This window comes from Paraburkholderia lycopersici (assembly GCF_900096975.1).
GTDB lineage: Bacteria > Pseudomonadota > Gammaproteobacteria > Burkholderiales > Burkholderiaceae > Paraburkholderia > Paraburkholderia lycopersici.
The window spans coordinates 162,663-179,525 of record NZ_FMYQ01000004.1 but is presented as its reverse complement, the minus strand read 5'-3'; the positions used below and the strand labels follow the sequence as shown (position 1 = coordinate 179,525).

General features: G+C 67.0%; 16 protein-coding genes. 11 read left to right on the top strand and 5 right to left on the bottom strand.

The features are described from left to right. Positions 1-18 precede the first annotated feature (18 nt). The 4 genes from BLU17_RS06890 to phnF form a co-directional block, all read right to left on the bottom strand. Complete coding sequence (locus tag BLU17_RS06890) at positions 19-939, bottom strand: LysR family transcriptional regulator (RefSeq protein WP_091995970.1); 921 nt, start codon at positions 937-939, stop codon at positions 19-21. A gap of 114 nt (positions 940-1,053) precedes the next feature. Continuing rightward, on the bottom strand, positions 1,054-1,605 hold the full coding sequence (gene phnN, locus BLU17_RS06885; protein ID WP_091995969.1) for a phosphonate metabolism protein/1,5-bisphosphokinase (PRPP-forming) PhnN: 552 nt from the start codon (positions 1,603-1,605) through the stop codon (positions 1,054-1,056). Further along, positions 1,602-2,327, bottom strand: a complete 726-nt coding sequence (locus BLU17_RS06880; protein WP_245746748.1) for a DUF1045 domain-containing protein — start codon at positions 2,325-2,327, stop codon at positions 1,602-1,604. Before BLU17_RS06880 ends, phnN begins: the two co-directional genes overlap by 4 nt. Further along, positions 2,324-3,079: a phosphonate metabolism transcriptional regulator PhnF gene (gene phnF / locus BLU17_RS06875; RefSeq protein WP_091995967.1), complete on the bottom strand. Its 756-nt coding sequence runs from the start codon at positions 3,077-3,079 to the stop codon at positions 2,324-2,326. Before phnF ends, BLU17_RS06880 begins: the two co-directional genes overlap by 4 nt. A 195-nt stretch (positions 3,080-3,274) precedes the next feature. Here phnF and phnG point away from each other — a divergent pair, with 195 nt between their 5' ends. From phnG to BLU17_RS06820, 11 genes are all read left to right on the top strand, one after another. Next, on the top strand, positions 3,275-3,787 hold the full coding sequence (phnG, locus tag BLU17_RS06870) for a phosphonate C-P lyase system protein PhnG (RefSeq protein WP_091995966.1): 513 nt from the start codon (positions 3,275-3,277) through the stop codon (positions 3,785-3,787). Next, positions 3,784-4,434 (top strand): phosphonate C-P lyase system protein PhnH, encoded by a 651-nt coding sequence (phnH, locus tag BLU17_RS06865; RefSeq protein WP_245746747.1) that lies wholly within the window; start codon positions 3,784-3,786, stop codon positions 4,432-4,434. The genes phnG and phnH overlap by 4 nt, the downstream gene beginning before the upstream one ends. Continuing rightward, positions 4,434-5,561, top strand: coding sequence for a carbon-phosphorus lyase complex subunit (locus BLU17_RS06860; protein ID WP_091995965.1), 1,128 nt, complete (start codon positions 4,434-4,436; stop codon positions 5,559-5,561). Before phnH ends, BLU17_RS06860 begins: the two co-directional genes overlap by 1 nt. Continuing rightward, positions 5,558-6,493, top strand: a complete 936-nt coding sequence (locus tag BLU17_RS06855; RefSeq protein WP_091995964.1) for an alpha-D-ribose 1-methylphosphonate 5-phosphate C-P-lyase PhnJ — start codon at positions 5,558-5,560, stop codon at positions 6,491-6,493. Before BLU17_RS06860 ends, BLU17_RS06855 begins: the two co-directional genes overlap by 4 nt. Further along, entirely contained in the window at positions 6,490-7,260 is a 771-nt protein-coding gene (gene phnK / locus BLU17_RS06850) for a phosphonate C-P lyase system protein PhnK (protein ID WP_091995963.1), read from the top strand. The genes BLU17_RS06855 and phnK overlap by 4 nt, the downstream gene beginning before the upstream one ends. A gap of 10 nt (positions 7,261-7,270) precedes the next feature. Beyond that, complete coding sequence (phnL, locus tag BLU17_RS06845; RefSeq protein ID WP_091996072.1) at positions 7,271-8,062, top strand: phosphonate C-P lyase system protein PhnL; 792 nt, start codon at positions 7,271-7,273, stop codon at positions 8,060-8,062. Between the two features lie 49 nt (positions 8,063-8,111). After that, a complete protein-coding gene (locus tag BLU17_RS06840; RefSeq protein ID WP_091995962.1) occupies positions 8,112-9,245 on the top strand; it encodes an alpha-D-ribose 1-methylphosphonate 5-triphosphate diphosphatase in 1,134 nt (377 codons plus the stop codon). Positions 9,246-9,730: 485 nt separating this feature from the next. Then, on the top strand, positions 9,731-10,498 hold the full coding sequence (locus tag BLU17_RS06835; RefSeq protein ID WP_091995961.1) for an ABC transporter substrate-binding protein: 768 nt from the start codon (positions 9,731-9,733) through the stop codon (positions 10,496-10,498). Between the two features lie 379 nt (positions 10,499-10,877). Next, positions 10,878-11,993, top strand: a complete 1,116-nt coding sequence (locus tag BLU17_RS06830) for a succinylglutamate desuccinylase/aspartoacylase family protein (protein ID WP_091995960.1) — start codon at positions 10,878-10,880, stop codon at positions 11,991-11,993. A gap of 494 nt (positions 11,994-12,487) precedes the next feature. Then, positions 12,488-13,645 (top strand): porin, encoded by a 1,158-nt coding sequence (locus tag BLU17_RS06825; RefSeq protein WP_091995959.1) that lies wholly within the window; start codon positions 12,488-12,490, stop codon positions 13,643-13,645. A 237-nt stretch (positions 13,646-13,882) separates the two neighbouring features. Continuing rightward, on the top strand, positions 13,883-14,308 hold the full coding sequence (locus BLU17_RS06820) for a DUF6232 family protein (RefSeq protein WP_091995958.1): 426 nt from the start codon (positions 13,883-13,885) through the stop codon (positions 14,306-14,308). Positions 14,309-14,336: 28 nt separating this feature from the next. Here BLU17_RS06820 and BLU17_RS06815 read toward each other — a convergent pair whose 3' ends face one another. After that, on the bottom strand, positions 14,337-16,790 hold the full coding sequence (locus BLU17_RS06815; RefSeq protein ID WP_091995957.1) for a glycogen/starch/alpha-glucan phosphorylase: 2,454 nt from the start codon (positions 16,788-16,790) through the stop codon (positions 14,337-14,339). Positions 16,791-16,863 lie beyond the last annotated feature (73 nt).

The window sequence follows — 16,863 nt, the reverse complement described above, 5'->3', positions numbered from 1 at the left end:
ACGCAGGCCGGCTCTCGCTCAGGCGACGTCGGCGAACACCTGCACGAGCCAGTCGGCGAACGTGCGCACGCGCAGCGAGAGCTGGCGGTTCTGCGGGTACAGCACGGATACCGGCATAGGCGGAGGCGGATGCGCCGGCAGAACGACGCACAGCTCGCCGTTGGCGAGCTGCTCGCGCACGCGGTAGCGCGGCACCTGCACGATGCCCAGACCCGCCAGCGCGCCGGCCGTGTAGAGTTCCGCGCCGTTCACCGCCACCGGCCCGGGCAGCGTCACGCGCTTGACGCCATCGGGGGCCGTGAATTCGAGCGGAAGCGCGCGGCCCGTGGCCGGCGAAAGATAGTTCACCGCCCGGTGGCCCGCGCGGCCTGGCGCTCGCTCGCCCGCGCCGTCGAGCGCCTCGATCGATTCCGGATCGCCGTGCCGTTCGAGATAGGCGGGGCTCGCGCAGGTCACCTGCTCCAGCAGCGCCACGCGCCGCGCGATCATCGAAGAGTCGGCCAGTTCGCCGGCGCGCAGCACGCAGTCCACACCCTCGCGCACGAGGTCGACGAACTGGTCGCTCGAACCCATGAAGAGTTCGATGCGCGGATAGCGCGCAAGGAAGTCGGGCAGCCGCGGCACCACGAAATACTGCGCGAGCGTGCCCTGCATGTTCACGCGTAGCCGCCCTTGCGGGTCGGGGTCGCGAAACGCCTCTTCAGTTTCCTCAAGGTCCGCGAGCAGACGCATGCAGCGTTGATAGTAGGCGTCGCCGTCGAGCGTCGGCTTCACCTGGCGCGTGGTGCGTTCGAGCAGCCGCACGCCGAGGCGCGCTTCGAGACGCTTGATCGAATTGGTGACCGTTGCACGCGGCAGGTTCAGATCCTCGGCCGCCTGCGTGAAGCTGCGGCGATCGACGATGCGCGTGAAAATCTGCATCTCCTGGAAACGGTCCAAGGGCATTCTCGTTGAGTTCGCGGGTCGCCAGCATCTTCTCACGGCGACCGCGCCCGACCAAAAATCCCCCAGCCAGTTCGAGCCCTTAAGCGGCGGTTAAGGCGTGCGTCCTTACTATCCTGCCGTCACGCGGCGCACGACCTCGATGAACGCCTCGCCAGCCTCCTCGAGCCGCCCCGAGTTGTCGATGCGGGAGAACATCGCGCCAGGGGGCACCTCGAACGGCGCGCGCCGCGCAAGGCGCGCCGCCACCTGTTCGGGCGTCTCCCGCGCCCGCGAGGCGAGGCGCGCGGCCAGCACGTGCTGCGCGGCCTCGACATGCACGAGCGTCATGCACGGGTAGCGTTCGAACGCCTCGCCAGCATAGGCGCGCGAACCGTTCACCACGACGGTGCAACCGGACGCCATCCATTGGTCGATCTCCACGCCCACGCCATAGCGCAGCGCATGGCTGCGCCACTCGAGCGCGAAGAGGCCGCGCCGCGAGCGCGCTTCGAATTCGGGTTCGGTCAGCGCGATGTGGTTCTCGCCGCCGCTCTCTTCGCGCGTGATGTAGCGATGCGCGAACACCACGGCCTCCCCGGCGAGCCGCTCGCGCGCGAAACGCAGCAGCGTGTCCTTGCCCGCCCCCGAAGGCCCCATCACGTAGATCAGACCGCCCTTCATGCACGGGCCTCCGCGAACGGCAGCCGGCGCCATAGCACGAACGGCGCGCCGGGCCGCGGCTCGACGAAAAGCGCGGCGCCCTCCACGGGCAGCGCGGGCGCATCGCGCATCTGCGTGTTCCAGGCCTCGACGAGTCGCGCGCACGTATGGGCGTCGCCGAGCGAGTCGGAGAGCGTCATGTGAAAACGGAATTCTTCGAGCACGTACGGATAGCCCCACTCTTGAACGTATGCGCGTTGACGCGGCGTGAGCGAAGCATCGAGGCGCTTCGCGAGTTCAGCCGGCGTTTGTGCGGCGCGCAGGGCGCCGAGCGCGCGCAATGCGCTGGCGGCGAGTTCGCGCAGCGCGGTCTCGCCCGCTTCGTCGGCCGGGCGCAATGCGACGAAGCGGCCAAGCGTCGCCGCCTCGACGTTTGCCGCGAAGCGCGCTTGCCGCAGCGCCCACCGCTGCGCAACAGCGACGAGCGCCTCGGGCGTCACGCCGTTCGCGAGCCGGAACGGCGGCACGAGCGTACCGTGCCAGCCGTAGCGGCGCGGCGCAACGGTGAGCGCGTCGAGCGGCTGTGCGAGCCCCGCCAGATGCGGCGGCGCGAGCGGGGCACCGGTTTCGGGATCGCGGCCCAGCCACGCGCAACCCGCCCGCCACCACGCCGAGTCGCGCGGCGGCGCATAGTAAAGCGCGAAACGCGCGGCCTCGCTCCAGTCTTCGTGCGGCACGCTCACAGGTCGTGCTCCACCATCAGTTGCACGCGATCGGCTGCGAAGTGCGTGACGCCGTATTTGATCGGCACGCCGTCGAGATCGACGTCGACGTTCTCCACCCATAGCACCGGCTGCTGACGGTTGATGTTCAGGCGCCGCGCCACCTCGGCCTCGGGCAGCACGCTGCCGATGCGGCTCCACTTGCGCAGGTAGTCGGTCACGCCGTATTCGGCGAGCGCCTTCGAAGTGCTGTCCACGCGCGCCATGACGGCCGGCAGATCGGCGAAGCGCGCCGCCGGATACCAGCTGCGCGCGTAAGTGAGCGGCACGCCTTCGGACTCGTGCAGCGTTTCGAGCCGGTACACGAGCGCGCCCGCGCGCAGGCCGAGCGCCTTGGCGACCGCGGGGTCCGCCTTCCCGCGCGACGAGGCGAGCAGCTTGCCCACCGCGGAATGCTGATGGCGCTTCAGGTTCTCGGTGAAGCGCGTGCGCTTGCCGATGGAGTAGTCGATCGCGCCGGGCTGCACGAACGTGCCCCGGCCCTGCTCGACGCTCACGAGGCCGAGCGCCGCGAGACCCAGCATCGCGCGCCGCACCGTGTGGCGGTTCACGTCGAAGCGGCGCGCGAGTTCTCCCTCGCTCGGCAAGCGGCCTTCTTCGCCGAAGCCCTTGGCGGCGATCTCGGCCGCGAGGATCTGCTCGATCTGCCGCCACACCGCTACACCTGCGCCGCGCTCAAGCAGGCTGGACGGCGCCTCGTCGTTCGATGTCATGGTGCTGTCATTCCTCTCGGTTCCAATAGCGTTTTGTGCATTGTAGTGCGCAGGGCGTGATGGAAATATGAAAACCTCCGTCGCGGCCGCGTTGGACAACCATACCACCAAACGTCTAGACGTTTAGATGAATAGATGGTTCAATTGCGCAGTTCGCAGGCTCAGTTCTTCCCCGTTCACGACACAGGAACTCCGATGAACGCTTCCTCCACCTCATCCGCTCCCGCGGCTGCGCCGGCTACACGGCGCGCGTGGATGGCGGTTCTCGCGCACACGCCGCGCGCCGAACTCGAAGCGGCACTGGACGCGGCGCTCGCCGGCGCGCCCGAGCCCGCGTTCGACTGGCTGCGCGCGCCGCAGACCGGTCTCGCCATGGTCCGCGGACGCATTGGCGGCACCGGCGACGCCTTCAACCTCGGCGAGGCGACCGTGACGCGCGCCACGCTGCGACTGCGCGCCGAAGCCGCCGGCGGCGCGGGCCAGCCCGGCCCGGTCGGCGTGGCCTGCCATCTGGGCCGCGACAAGCGCCGCGCCGAACTGGCCGCGCTCGCCGATGCGCTGCTGCAATTGCCCGCGCGCCACGCGCAGTTGCATGCCCGGCTGATCGAGCCGCTCGCCGCGCGCGTCGAGGCGCGCCGCGACGCGCGGCGCGCCGACGCCGCCAGCACGCGGGTCGAATTCTTCACGATGGTTCGAGGTGACGCATGAGCGACGAACGCAATGCCCACGGCAACAGCAGCCCGATGACGCCCGATTTGCTCGCGGCGCTCGCCCCCGGCTTCGGCGATCCGGTGCACGACACCCAGGCCGTGTTCCGCACGCTGCTCGACGCGCTCGCGCGCCCCGGCACGATCGGCGTGATCGACACGTCGCTGCCCGCCACCGACTCGTCCGCAGCGCGCGCCGGCCTCGCCGCCTTCGCCTCGCTGCTCGCGCTCGCCGACTACGCGACGCCCGTATGGCTCGCTCAACCCGACGCGGCGCTCGCTGCCGCGCTGCGCTTTCACGCGGGCGCGCCGCTTGCAACGGCACCGCATGAAGCCGCGTTCGCCTACGTGCACGACGCCGCGGCGCTGCCGCCGCTCGAGGCCTTTGCGAGCGGGACACCCGAATCGCCCGAGCTGTCGGCCACCGTGTTCGTGCGCGTGGACGCGCTCACGGGCGGCGCGCCGCTCACGCTGCGCGGGCCCGGCATCGAATCCACATGCAGCATCGCGCCCGTGGGCCTGCCCGAACGCTTCTGGCGCGAACGCGCCGCCCTCGCGCCGCACTTTCCGTGCGGCATCGACTTCTATCTCGTGTGCGGCGACAGTCTGATCGGCCTGCCGCGCACGACGCTCGTGGAGATGCACTGATGTACGTCGCCGTCAAAGGAGGAGAGCGCGCGATCGAAGCGTCGTGGCGTCTGCTCGACGAAGCGCGCCGCGGCGATACGCGCGTGCCCGAGTTGAGCGTCGCGCAGATCCGCGAACAGATGCGCCTTGCCGTGGCGCGCGTGATGGCCGAAGGCTCGGTCTACGACGAAGAGCTCGCCGCGCTCGCGATCAAGCAGGCTGCGGGCGACCTCGTCGAAGCGATCTTTCTGCTGCGCGCTTATCGCACCACGCTGCCGCGCTTCGGCTACACCGAGCCGGTCGAAACCGAAAACATGGTGGTCGAGCGCCGCATTTCCGCCACCTTCAAGGACGTGCCCGGCGGCCAGGTGCTCGGCGCGACCTACGACTACACGCAGCGCCTGCTCGATTTCGCGCTGCTGGCCGAAGGCGGCGACGACGCGAGCAACGCCACCCGCGCGCCGCGCACGAGCGCCGATATGCCGCCTGAAGAACCGATGCCGCGCGTGCTCTCGCTGCTCGACAAGGAAGGCCTGATCGAACAGGAAACGCCCTCGGCCGATCTGCGCGAACCCGGCGACCTCTCGCGCGAACCGCTGGCATTCCCCGCCGACCGCACCGTGCGCCTGCAGAATCTCGCGCGCGGCGACGAAGGCTTTCTGCTCGCGATGGGCTACGCGACGCAGCGCGGCTACGCGCATTCGCACCCGTTCGCCGGCGAGATCCGGTTTGGTTCGGTATCCGTAGAAATGGCGCTTGACGAACTGGACGAAGCCGTCGAAATCGGCGAGATCGAGTTGACCGAATGCCAGATGATCAACCAGTTCGCCGGCGCCAAAGACGTGCCGCCGAAGTTCACGCAAGGCTACGGCCTCACGTTCGGCCACGCCGAGCGCAAGGCGATGGCGATGGCGCTCGTCGATCGCGCGCTGCGCGCCGGGGAACTGGGGGAGACGCTCGCCTCGCCCACCCAGGACATCGAATTCATGCTCTCGCACAGCGACAACGTGGAAGCCTCGGGCTTCGTCCAGCATCTGAAGCTGCCTCACTATGTGGACTTCCAGGCCGAGCTCGAGCTCGTGCGGCGCTTGCGAGCCGGGCACGGGAAAGACGCCGGCGCCGATGCGCAGAACGAGGAGGCCGCATGAACGCGCCCGATACCTTGCAAGCCGCGGCCCGGGCCGCATCGCACGAAACGCAGGCCGCCGGCGGCTACAACTTCGCCTATCTCGACGAGCAGACCAAGCGCATGCTGCGCCGCGCGCTCCTCAAGGCCGTGGCCGTGCCCGGCTACCAGGTGCCCTTCGCCTCGCGGGAAATGCCGTTGCCGTATGGCTGGGGCACGGGCGGCATCCAGGTGACGGCGGCCATCATCGGCGCGAACGACACGCTCAAGGTGATCGACCAGGGCTCGGACGACACCACGAACGCCGTGAACATCCGCCGCTTCTTCGCACGCACCACGGGCGTCGCCACCACGCGCCGCACGACGCAGGCGTCGATCATCCAGACGCGCCACCGCATTCCCGAAACGCCGCTCACGGACAAGCAGATCCTCGTCTACCAGGTGCCGATGCCGGAACCGCTGTTCCGGCTCGAACCGCGCGTGACCGAATGCAAGAAGCTGCATGCGCTCGCCGATTACGGCCTCATCAGCGTGAAGCTCTACGAGGACATCGTGCAGCACGGCAGCATCGCCACGACCTACGATTACCCGGTGACGGTGAACGGCCGCTATCTCACGTCGCCCTCGCCGATTCCGAAGTTCGACAACCCCAAGCTGCACATGAACGCCGCGCTGCAACTCTTCGGCGCGGGCCGGGAACGCCGCATCTATGCGATCCCGCCGTACACGCCGGTGAAAAGCCTCGACTTCGACGACCATCCGTTCGAAGTGCAGCGCTGGGAACACGCGTGCGCGCTGTGCGGATCGCGCGAGAGCTTTCTCGACGAGATGATCGTCGACGACGAGGGCAAGCGCATGTTCGTGTGCTCGGACAGCGACTATTGCCGCGAGCGCCGCGCAAAAGACGACGAAACCGATGCGCGCGCAACCGGCCCGAACGGAGAAGAAGCATGACGCCGCTGCTAAGCGCACGATCGCTCACGAAGCAATACGGCGGCCGCAACGGCTGCCGCGACGTGAGCTTCGACCTGTATCCCGGCGAGGTGCTGTGCATCGTCGGCGAATCGGGCTCGGGCAAGACCACGCTGCTCAACACGCTCGCCCTGCGCACCGAAGCCGATTCGGGCGACCTGCGCTACACGGGCGCGAACGGCGAAACGCTGGACCTGCGCACGCTGTCCGAGCCGCGCCGGCGACGGCTCGCGCGCGCCGAATGGGGCTTCGTGCAGCAGAATCCGCGCGACGGGCTGCGTGCGGGCGTCTCGGCGGGCGCCAACATCGGCGAGCCGCTGATGGCGGTAGGCGCGCGCCACTACGGGCAGATCCGCGACACGGCGCAGCACTGGATGCAGCGCGTCGAGCTGGACGCCATGCGCATCGACGAATTGCCTTCGGCGTTTTCGGGCGGCATGCAGCAGCGCCTGCAGATCGCGCGCAATCTCGTCACGGGGCCGCGCCTCGTCTTCATGGACGAGCCCACGGCGGGTCTCGACGTTTCCGTGCAGGCGCGTCTGCTCGACCTGCTGCGCACGCTCACGACCACGCTGCATCTTTCGGTTCTGATCGTCACGCACGACATCGGCGTCGCGCGCCTGCTCGCACACCGGTTGATGGTGATGCAAGGCGGCACGGTGGTCGAATCGGGCCTGACCGACCAGGTGCTGGACGACCCTCAGCATCCCTATACGCAGACGCTGGTGGCTTCCGTGCTGCCGGTCTAGGATGATCGACATGACTTTCATTTCAACACCGGCGGCGCGGCCCGGCCAGCAAGGCACGCGCGCCTTCGTCGAGCGTCCGGCGCTCATGCTGCGCGCCGAGGACGTGCGCAAGACCTTCACGCTGCATGGCCAGGGCGGCATCGGCATCGAAGCGCTCGCGGGCGTTTCGCTCGACGTGGAACGCGGCGAATGCATCGTGCTGGTCGGGCCCTCGGGCGCGGGCAAGAGCACGTTTTTGCGCTGCCTCTACGGCAACTATCTCGCGAGCAGCGGCACGATCGCGATCCGCGACGAAGGCACAGCGCTCGAACACCTGGAAATCACGGGCGCGGCCCCGCACGACATTCTGCGTCTGCGTCGCAACGTGGTGGGCTACGTAAGCCAGTTCTTGCGCGTGATTCCACGGGTTTGCGCGCTCGACATCGTGGCCGCGCCGCTCGTCTCGCGCGGCGTGGAAGAGGACGAAGCGCGCGAGCGTGCGCAAACGCTGCTCGCGAGGCTGAACGTGCCGCGCCGTTTGTGGCCGCTCGCGCCCGCCACGTTCTCGGGCGGCGAGCAACAGCGGGTGAACATCGCGCGCGGCCTGATCGCGCAGCACCGCGTGCTGCTGCTCGACGAACCCACGGCCTCGCTCGACGCGGAAAACCGCGAGGTCGTCGCGAGCCTGATTGGCGAAGCGCGCGAGCGCGGGGCGGCGATCGTCGGCGTATTCCACGACGAAGACACGCGCGAGCGCATCGCCACACGTGTGCTCGAACTCGCCGCCCCGCGCGCGCAAGCGCCGCTCACCGCCGCTGCGTAATGGCGCGTGCATCGCGCCTGAACACCGATATCTGATACGGAGCCTGACGATGTTGATCAAGAACGCTCGCATCGTGACGCGAGACGACGTTTTCACCGGCACGCTGCGCGTGCAGGACGGCAAAATCCACGACCTCTCGCGCGGCTCGACGGCCGCGCCGGAAGCCGAAGACTGGGAAGGCGACTTCCTGCTGCCGGGTCTCGTCGAGCTGCATACCGACAACCTGGAAAAGCATCTCGCGCCACGCCCCGGCGTGCACTGGAACACCGACGCCGCGTTCGTCATCCATGACGCGCAGATCGCCGCGGCCGGCATCACGACCGTGTTCGACGCGCTCGCCATCGGCACGCGGCTCGCCGTAGGCGTGCGCGGCCGCGACGTGCAGCTCGCGAGCGCCGCCGCGCTGCGGCGCTTTTCCGATCGCAACCTGCTGCGCGCCGAGCACTTCCTGCACCTGCGCTGCGAAATCGCCACCGAAGACGTGATCGAGCTCTTCGACACGCTCAGCGAACACCCGCTGCTGCGCCTCGCCTCGGTGATGGACCATACGCCGGGCCAGCGCCAGTGGCACGACCGCGAACAATGGCGGCGTTTCCAGGAACGCCACGGCAAGTGGACCGACGAACAGACGGCCACGATGCTCGCCGAAATGGCCGACGAACAGGAGCGCTACGCCGACGCGCACCGCCTCGAAATCGTCCAGCGCTGCCGCGCGCGCGGCATCCCGCTCGCGAGCCATGACGACACGCTCGTGGAGCACGTCGAGCAGGCCGCCGCCGAAGGCATCGTGCTGGCCGAATTCCCGACCACGCGCGTGGCCGCCGAGGAAGCAAAAAAGCGCGGCATCGCGACGATCATGGGCGCGCCGAACGTGGTGCGCGGCGGCTCGCACTCGGGCAACGTCTCGGCGCTGGAACTCGCGCAGGCGGACTTGCTCGACATCCTCTCGTCCGACTACGTGCCGTCGAGCCTCTTGACGGCGGCGTTCGACCTCGTGACCCGGGCCGACTGGACGCTCCCGCGCGCGCTCGCCACGGTCTCGTGGGAACCCGCCCGCAAATCGGGCCTGCACGACCGCGGCGCGATCGAGCCGGGCCTGCGCGCCGACTTCGTGCGCGTGACGATGCTCGACTCGCTGCCGGTGCCGCGCGCTACCTGGCGCGCGGGCGTGCGCGTGGTCTAGCCGCCGCGCTCGCCGTATCCGCTGCATTGCGGCGGATACGGCGGCGGCGGCAACGGCGTGCCGGCCGGGCCGGCCCCACGGGGCCAAACCAACGGCGCGCCGTCGATTCGATTTCAACTTCCCTTCACGCGATTGCGAAGGCCGCGCCTGCGCCGCCCCGCATTCGTCCGACTGTTGCGGCCGTGCATCGCACCGCCCTCCGCAAGAGCCCCGCGCGAGCCTTCCCGTATCCGCCCGAACGCCTTGCCCGACAAGGCCTTGCGCGAGATGCTGCAAGCGCACGACCGTACGCTTGCTCGCGCCATTTCCCGCCATCCGGTATTACACTAGCGACGCAGCAATTTTGACCTGGTAAGCTTGGCGCGCTTCGCTGGCCGCAGGCTGGCGGGTCCAACGAAAAAACCGGCGCAAGCCGCGCCGGAAAATACGCCACGGCGGCACGACCGCACGCGGCGCGTCCTGAACCATCTCGAGGAGTACCCATAGTGAAGAAACTGCTTGCCGCCCTGTCGGTCGCCCTGCTCGCCGTCTCGGCCGGCGCCGCCCACGCGAAGGACTGGACCACCGTGCGCTTTGGCGTCGACGCCAGCTACGCGCCGTTCGAATCCAAAGCACCCGATGGCAAGCTGGTCGGTTTCGACATCGACCTTGGCAACGAGATCTGCAAGCGCCTGAACGCGAAGTGCGTGTGGGTCGAGCAAGACTTCGACGGCATGATTCCCGGCCTGAAGGCCAAGAAGTTCGACGGCGTGCTCTCGTCGATGACGATCACCCCGCAGCGCGAAGAGCAGATCGCCTTCTCGGCGAAGCTGTTCAACACGCCGACGCGCCTCGTCGCCAAGAAGGGCACGAACTTCCAGCCGACGGCCGACTCGCTCAAGGGCAAGTCGGTGGGCGTCGAGCAGGGTACGATCCAGGAAACCTACGCGAAGGACAACTGGGCGCCGAAGGGCGTGAACGTCGTTCCTTACCAGAACCAGGACCAGGTCTACGCCGACCTGATCTCGGGCCGTCTGGACGCAGCGCTGCAGGACGAAGTGCAAGCCGACCTCGGCTTCCTGAAGACGCCGCGCGGCGCCGGCTTCGCGTTCGCGGGCAAGGAAATCCCGACGGGCGCGGCGGCCATTGGCCTGCGCAAGGAAGACGGCGACCTGAAAACGAAGATCGACAAGGCCATCGCCGACATGATCAAGGACGGCACGTACAAGAAGATCGAAGCCAGGTACTTCGACTTCGACGTGTACGGCAGCTAAGCCGCCGTCAAAAGCCGCCGCCGCGCGATGCGCGGCACGGCTGGCAGAATCGAAGAAGCCCGGACCGGGCAACGGTCCGGGCTTTTTTTTCGCAACTTCCCGGGCCTCCTGGTCAAGCCACGCTCACGATAGCCCCCGGTATGCGCGCTCCGGCCTGATTTAATTCGATATCCATATTATCTGGCGGGTCGCACAGGATCGCACCCAAACGTTTTGGCGTTAGCGCGTGCCGCGCCGGGCCAGAAACCGCCTCGCGAATCATCCGCCATTCTGCCCGCCACGCATATCGGCTAAGATCATGGGAGCCGGCCCGCCCGCGGGCCAATCCGATCATCACTCAAAACGCGCCCCGCATTCAATTGCGCCGCGCGCACTCATCATGCAAACCCGCAACCATCCGTTGATAGCGCCGGCGCTCGGCACCGAGCGGCAGATCACGAGCTTCCACTACGGTCCGTCCGGCGGTCCCAAGGTCTACATCCAGTCGTCGCTGCACGCCGACGAGCTGCCGGGCATGCTCGTCTCATGGACACTGCGGCGCAAGCTGGCGGAGCTGGAAGCCGCGGGGCGCCTGCGCGGCGAAATCGTGATCGTGCCGGTGCCCAACCCGGTGGGGCTGAACCAGCATTGGCTCGGACACCTGATCGGCCGCTTCGAATCGAACACGGCGCAGAACTTCAACCGCAATTTCCACGAGCTCACCGCGCTCGTGCTGCCCAACATCGAGCCGCATCTCGGGCGCGACGAAGCCGCGAACCGCGCGGCCATCCGCGCGGCCATTCGCGACGCGCTGGCCGCCCAGCAGCCGAAAACCGAGCTTGCATCGATGCGGCTCGCGCTGCAGCGCCTTTCATACGACGCCGACATCGTGCTCGACCTGCATTGCGACTGGGAAGCCGCCATGCACATCTACACGAATCCGGAGCTGTGGCCCGACGTCGAACCGCTCGCGCGCTACCTCGACGCCAAGGCGTCGCTGCTTGCGCTCAACTCGATCGGCAACCCGTTCGACGAGATTCACAGCTTCTGCTGGTCGGAGCTGCGCGAGCAGTTCGGCAAGCGCTACCCCATTCCGCACGGCTCGATTTCGGTGACGGTCGAGTTGCGCAGCCAGCGCGACGTCTCGCACGAATACGCCGGGCACGACGCCCAGGCTATCGTCGAGTACCTGATCGGACGTGGCGTGATCGAAGGCACGGCCGCGCCGCTGCCGCCGCTTGCTTACCCCGCCACGCCGCTCGCGGGCACGGAACCGATCATCGCTCCCGCGAGCGGCGTGCTCGTGTTTCGCGTGGAGTGCGGCACATGGGTGGAACACGGCGCGGCGGTCGCCGATATCGTCGATCCGCTTGCCGACACCGTGACCACGCTGCACGCCGGCGTGAGCGGCGTGATGTACGCGCGCCATAGTACGCGCTTCGCCACGGCCGGCATGGAAGTCGCGCGCATCGCAGGCGACAAGCCCATTCGCAGCGGCTCACTCCTTTCGCTGTAACGCCATTGCACGAACGGGCTCGCGCCACTGGCGCGAGCCCGTTTTTAATGGCAATTACCGGCCATTCAAGTTACTTCGGGTAACTAATTTTCTTCTTTATGAATTGGTGGCAATGAGCCATGTAAATCGCGCATTGATGGACCGTTAATGCGCGATTGATATCAATCAATTCCAGCTTGAAGCAAAATTCAAAAAATCGATAAACCGGTCAAATACGAGGAAGCATAGAACAAAATCTTATAAGGCCGATTGTCGCAATCGGCGTGCTGAAACATCCTCGTAAATCGGCCGCAAACCCAGTCCTGGCCGCCTTCGCGGGGCGCTCCGCAGACTCGCAACCGGTGTGTAGCATCCGCACAACAGAATGGCGACATTTCGCTGACGTAGCCTTACTGTCACATTCGTTTCGTTATCGACCCTTAAATTGCAGCCCGTCGCATTGACCGGCCCGTTAGAGGCTGGAGTAGTCATCTTTCCTTCACCCGGAGAAACAGTTGAAAAAGAAAATTCTGACCACCGCTATTCTTGCGTCGATTGCGGGCATTGCCCATGCACAAAGCAGCGTCACGCTGTACGGTTTGATTGACGCCGGTATCAGCTATAACAGCCACGTAAAGAACTCCACTGGCGGCAGCAGCAGCCTGTGGCAATACGGCGACGGCGTGGCACAGGGCAGCCGCTGGGGCCTGCGCGGCACGGAAGACCTGGGCGGCGGCCTGAAGGCGATCTTCGTGCTCGAAAACGGCTTCAACAGCGGCAATGGCACGGCAGGCCAGGGCGGCGCGATGTTCGGCCGTCAAGCCTTCGTCGGTTTGACGCAATCGAACATCGGTTCGCTGACGTTCGGCCGTCAATACTCGTTCAACACCGACGTTCTCGGCTCGAACTACTCGACCGGCGGCAACACCGTGGCGGGCAACTACGCTTACCACTTCAACGACGTCGACCAGCTGACCTCGAGCCGCATCAACAACTCGGTCAAGTTCCAAAGCATAAACTTCGCCGGCTTCACGTTCGGCGCGTTGTACGGCTTCTCGAACACGACCTCGTTCGCGGGCTCCCCGACGGGCACCTCGACGGCATCGTCGCGTGCTTACAGCTTCGGCGCGAACTACGGCTACGGCCCGTTCAGCCTCGGCGCCGCGTACACGAACATCACGTACCCGGGCGCAGCCACGCCGTCGATGTCGACCTCGATCGCGAACCTGCCGGCAACCGCGCTCACGATTCGCGACCTCCGCTCGTTCGGCGTTGGCGGCCGCTACATCGTTGGCCCGGCAACGCTGTGGGCCCTGTGGACCAACACGCTGATCTCGCCGGTCGCCGGTTCGTCGACGCTGTACAACGCGTATGAAGCAGGCGGCAAGTACGCCTTCACGCCGGCTCTGTCGGGCGCGCTCGGCTACACGTACTCGCGTGCTTCGGGCAGCGCGTCGGCGCACTGGAACCAGATCAACGCAGCGGTCGACTACGCGCTCAGCAAGCGCACCGACGTCTATCTGCTCGGCGTGTATCAGGACGCTTCGGGCCGCTTCGGCACGACCAACGTGCAAGCGCAGATCGGCGATTCGACGTCGAACATCTTCCCGACCTCGGGCACGGGTTCGCAGGACCAGGTCGCGGTGCGCGTCGCGATCCGCCACAAGTTCTAAACAGGCAAGTTAGCAACAGCGGCAGCCGGCGGTTCGCGCCGTCGGCTTCGCACGGCGCGCCGCAGTTTCCGCTGCACACCGCGCCTTACCGGACGGGGCATCCCTTGGGATGCCCCGCTTTTTTTTGCGCAGGCTGGCGACGCGCATGCCGCGCGGCCGCGACATCGTGGCCAGCCTTGCCCATTCAGGCCCTGCTTCTGGTACGCTGCGCTCTCTCCCCTCGCCGTTTACCAGCCGATGGAACTCCCCTTCAACGAAGCCGCCGTTTCGGTCACGCGCAACGCGCTTTCCGCAGCCGGCCAGGTTTACCCCCTGCGCGACATCGACGACGTGCGTATCGTCACCGGGCGGCGCAGTCGCGCCGTGCCCATCACGATCAGCCTGGCCGGCGTCGCTATCGCCGCGGTGGGCGGCGCGTTCGGCTCGGCGGCCGGTCTCGTGTGCGGCGTGATGCTGGTCGTGGTCGGGTGGCTCGCATGGATCTGGCAAGAGGCCGTGCACCGGCTGTATGTCGTGACGGGCGGCGAACCGCGCGAGGCGATCGCCAGCGGCGACCATGCGTTCCTGGAACGCGTGGAGCAGGCAGTGCGGGCCGCAAAGGCCACACAGGCTGCACAAGCCGCACAGGCCGACGGCGGCACGACCCGGCCCGCCGCGCCCTGAATTTGCCCTTGGCGCCGCGGCCTGCCGCTCACTCCATCTCGATCGACTTCACGTGCCAGATGTCGCGGGCATACTCCGCGATCGCACGGTCCGAAGAGAATTTCCCCATCCCTGCCACGTTCTCGATCGCGCTCGCAGTCCATGCGGGCGCGTCGACGAAGCGCTGGTCGGCGGCGTCCTGAGCCTCGATGAAAGCCGAATAGTCGGCCAGCACGAGGTAATGGTCGCCCCAATCCACGAGCGTGTGGAAGATGTCGGTGTAACGCGCCGAATCGCCCGGCGAAAAGAAGCCTGTGCGGATCTGGTCGAGCGCGCGCCGCAGCCCGGCATTTTCCTCGTAGACCTGACGCGGTCGGTAGCCCGCGCAGCGCAGCGCGTCCACCTGATCGGACATATGGCCGAAGATGAAGATGTTGTCCTGCCCCACGGCCTCGCCAATTTCGATGTTCGCGCCGTCGAGCGTGCCCATCGTGAGCGCTCCGTTGAGCGCGAGTTTCATGTTTCCGGTACCCGACGCTTCCGTGCCCGCAGTCGAGATCTGCTCCGAAAGGTCCGCCGCGGGAATGAGCATCTCGGCCACGCTCACGCCGTAGTTCGGCACGAACACCACCTTGAGGCGGTCGCCCACTACGGGATCGTTGTTGATCTTCGCGGCCACGTCGTTGATGAGGTGAATAATCATCTTCGCCATGCGGTAGGCCGAAGCAGCCTTGCCCGCGAACAGCACGACGCGCGGCACCCAGTCGCGCTCGGGTGCTTCGAGAATGCGGTTGTAGCGCGTAATCACGTGCAGCACGTTGAGCAACTGGCGCTTGTACTCGTGAATGCGCTTGACCTGCATGTCGAAGAGCGCGTCGGGATTGAACACGATGCCCGTGCGCTCCCGCACGCGCTGCGCGAGCCGCACCTTGTTGCTGCGCTTGGCCGCGCGGAACCCGGCCTCGAACGCGGCGTCGCCGCGCAGCTTGCGCAGCGCATCGAGCTCGAAGAGATCGCTGCGCCAGCGCGGTCCGATCGCGTCGTCCACGAGACGGGCGAGCGGCGGGCTCGCCTGGGCGAGCCAGCGGCGCGGCGTGATGCCGTTGGTGACGTTCGTGAAGCGGTCGGGAAAAAGGCGCGCGAAGTCGGCGAAGATGTCGCGCGTCATCAGTTGCGAGTGCAACTTCGAAACGCCGTTCACCTTGTGGCTCGCCACGATCGCGAGATAGGCCATGCGCACGCGGCGCTGGCCGTATTCGTCGACGAGCGAGATGCGGCGGATCAGGTCGAGGTCGTGCGCGCCGCGGTCGCTCGCTTCGCGCAGAAATGCCGAGTTGATATCGAAGATGATTTCGAGGTGGCGCGGCAACAGGCGCGCCAATAGTTCGACATCCCAGGTTTCCAGCGCTTCGGGCATCAGCGTGTGATTCGTGTACGAGAACACGCGGCGCACGTAGCCCATCGCCTCGTCCCACGGCAGATGATGCACGTCCACGAGCAGACGGATCAATTCCGGAATCGCCAGCACGGGGTGCGTGTCGTTCAAATGCACGGCGACCTTGTCCGGGAATCGCCCGAAGGTGCTGTGCGTGCGCAGGTAGCGGCGAATCAGGTCCTGCATCGTCGCTGAGACGAAGAAGTATTCCTGGCGCAGACGCAGCTCGCGCCCGGCCATCGTCGAATCGTCGGGATAGAGCAGGCGCGAGACGTTCTCGGAAATGTTGCGCGCTTCCACCGCGCGCTGATAATCGCCCTGATTGAAGGCCGAGAGGTCGAGCTCCTCGTCCGCGCGCGCGGACCACAGCCGCAGCGTGTTGGTCGCGCTGGTGGCGTAGCCGGGAATCACGGTGTCGTAGGCCATGGCGTTCACGTGCTGCGTATCGACCCATTCGACGTGCCCGTCGCGCTGCATGGTCCGCCCGCCGAAATGCACCGGATACTGGACCTCGGGCCGCGGAAACTCCCATGGATTGCCGTAGCGCAGCCAGTAATCGGGGGCTTCGACCTGCTCGCCGTTCACGATCTGCTGGCGGAACATGCCGTAGTCGTAGCGGATGCCGTAGCCGAAGCCGGGAATGCCGAGCGTCGCCATCGAGTCGAGAAAGCACGCCGCGAGACGCCCGAGGCCGCCGTTGCCGAGCGCGGCGTCGGGTTCGTAGTCGACCACGGTGTCCATGTCGACGCCGACGCTCGCGAGCGCCTCCTTCATCTGCTCGTGGATGCCCAGCGCGATCAGCGCGTTCGAGAACGTGCGGCCGATGAGAAATTCCATCGACAGGTAATAGACGCGTTTGACGTCCTGATCGTACTGGCGGCGCGTGGTGATCATCCAGCGCTCGACGAGCCGGTCGCGCACGGCGAGCGCCGCCGCATGCAGCCAGTCTTGCGGACGCGCCGTCACGGCGTCCTTGCCGACGCCGTACATCAGGCGGTTGGAGAGGGAGCGGCGCAGCGCTTCGACGCTGCTCTGCAATTGATCGAACTCGAGACCTACTGCTGTCATTTACGACTCCCGGAAGAAGCTGCGCGCCCTCTAACGGTGCAAGGCGAGCGGTTGTTCTGGGGCTGCGCCGCCC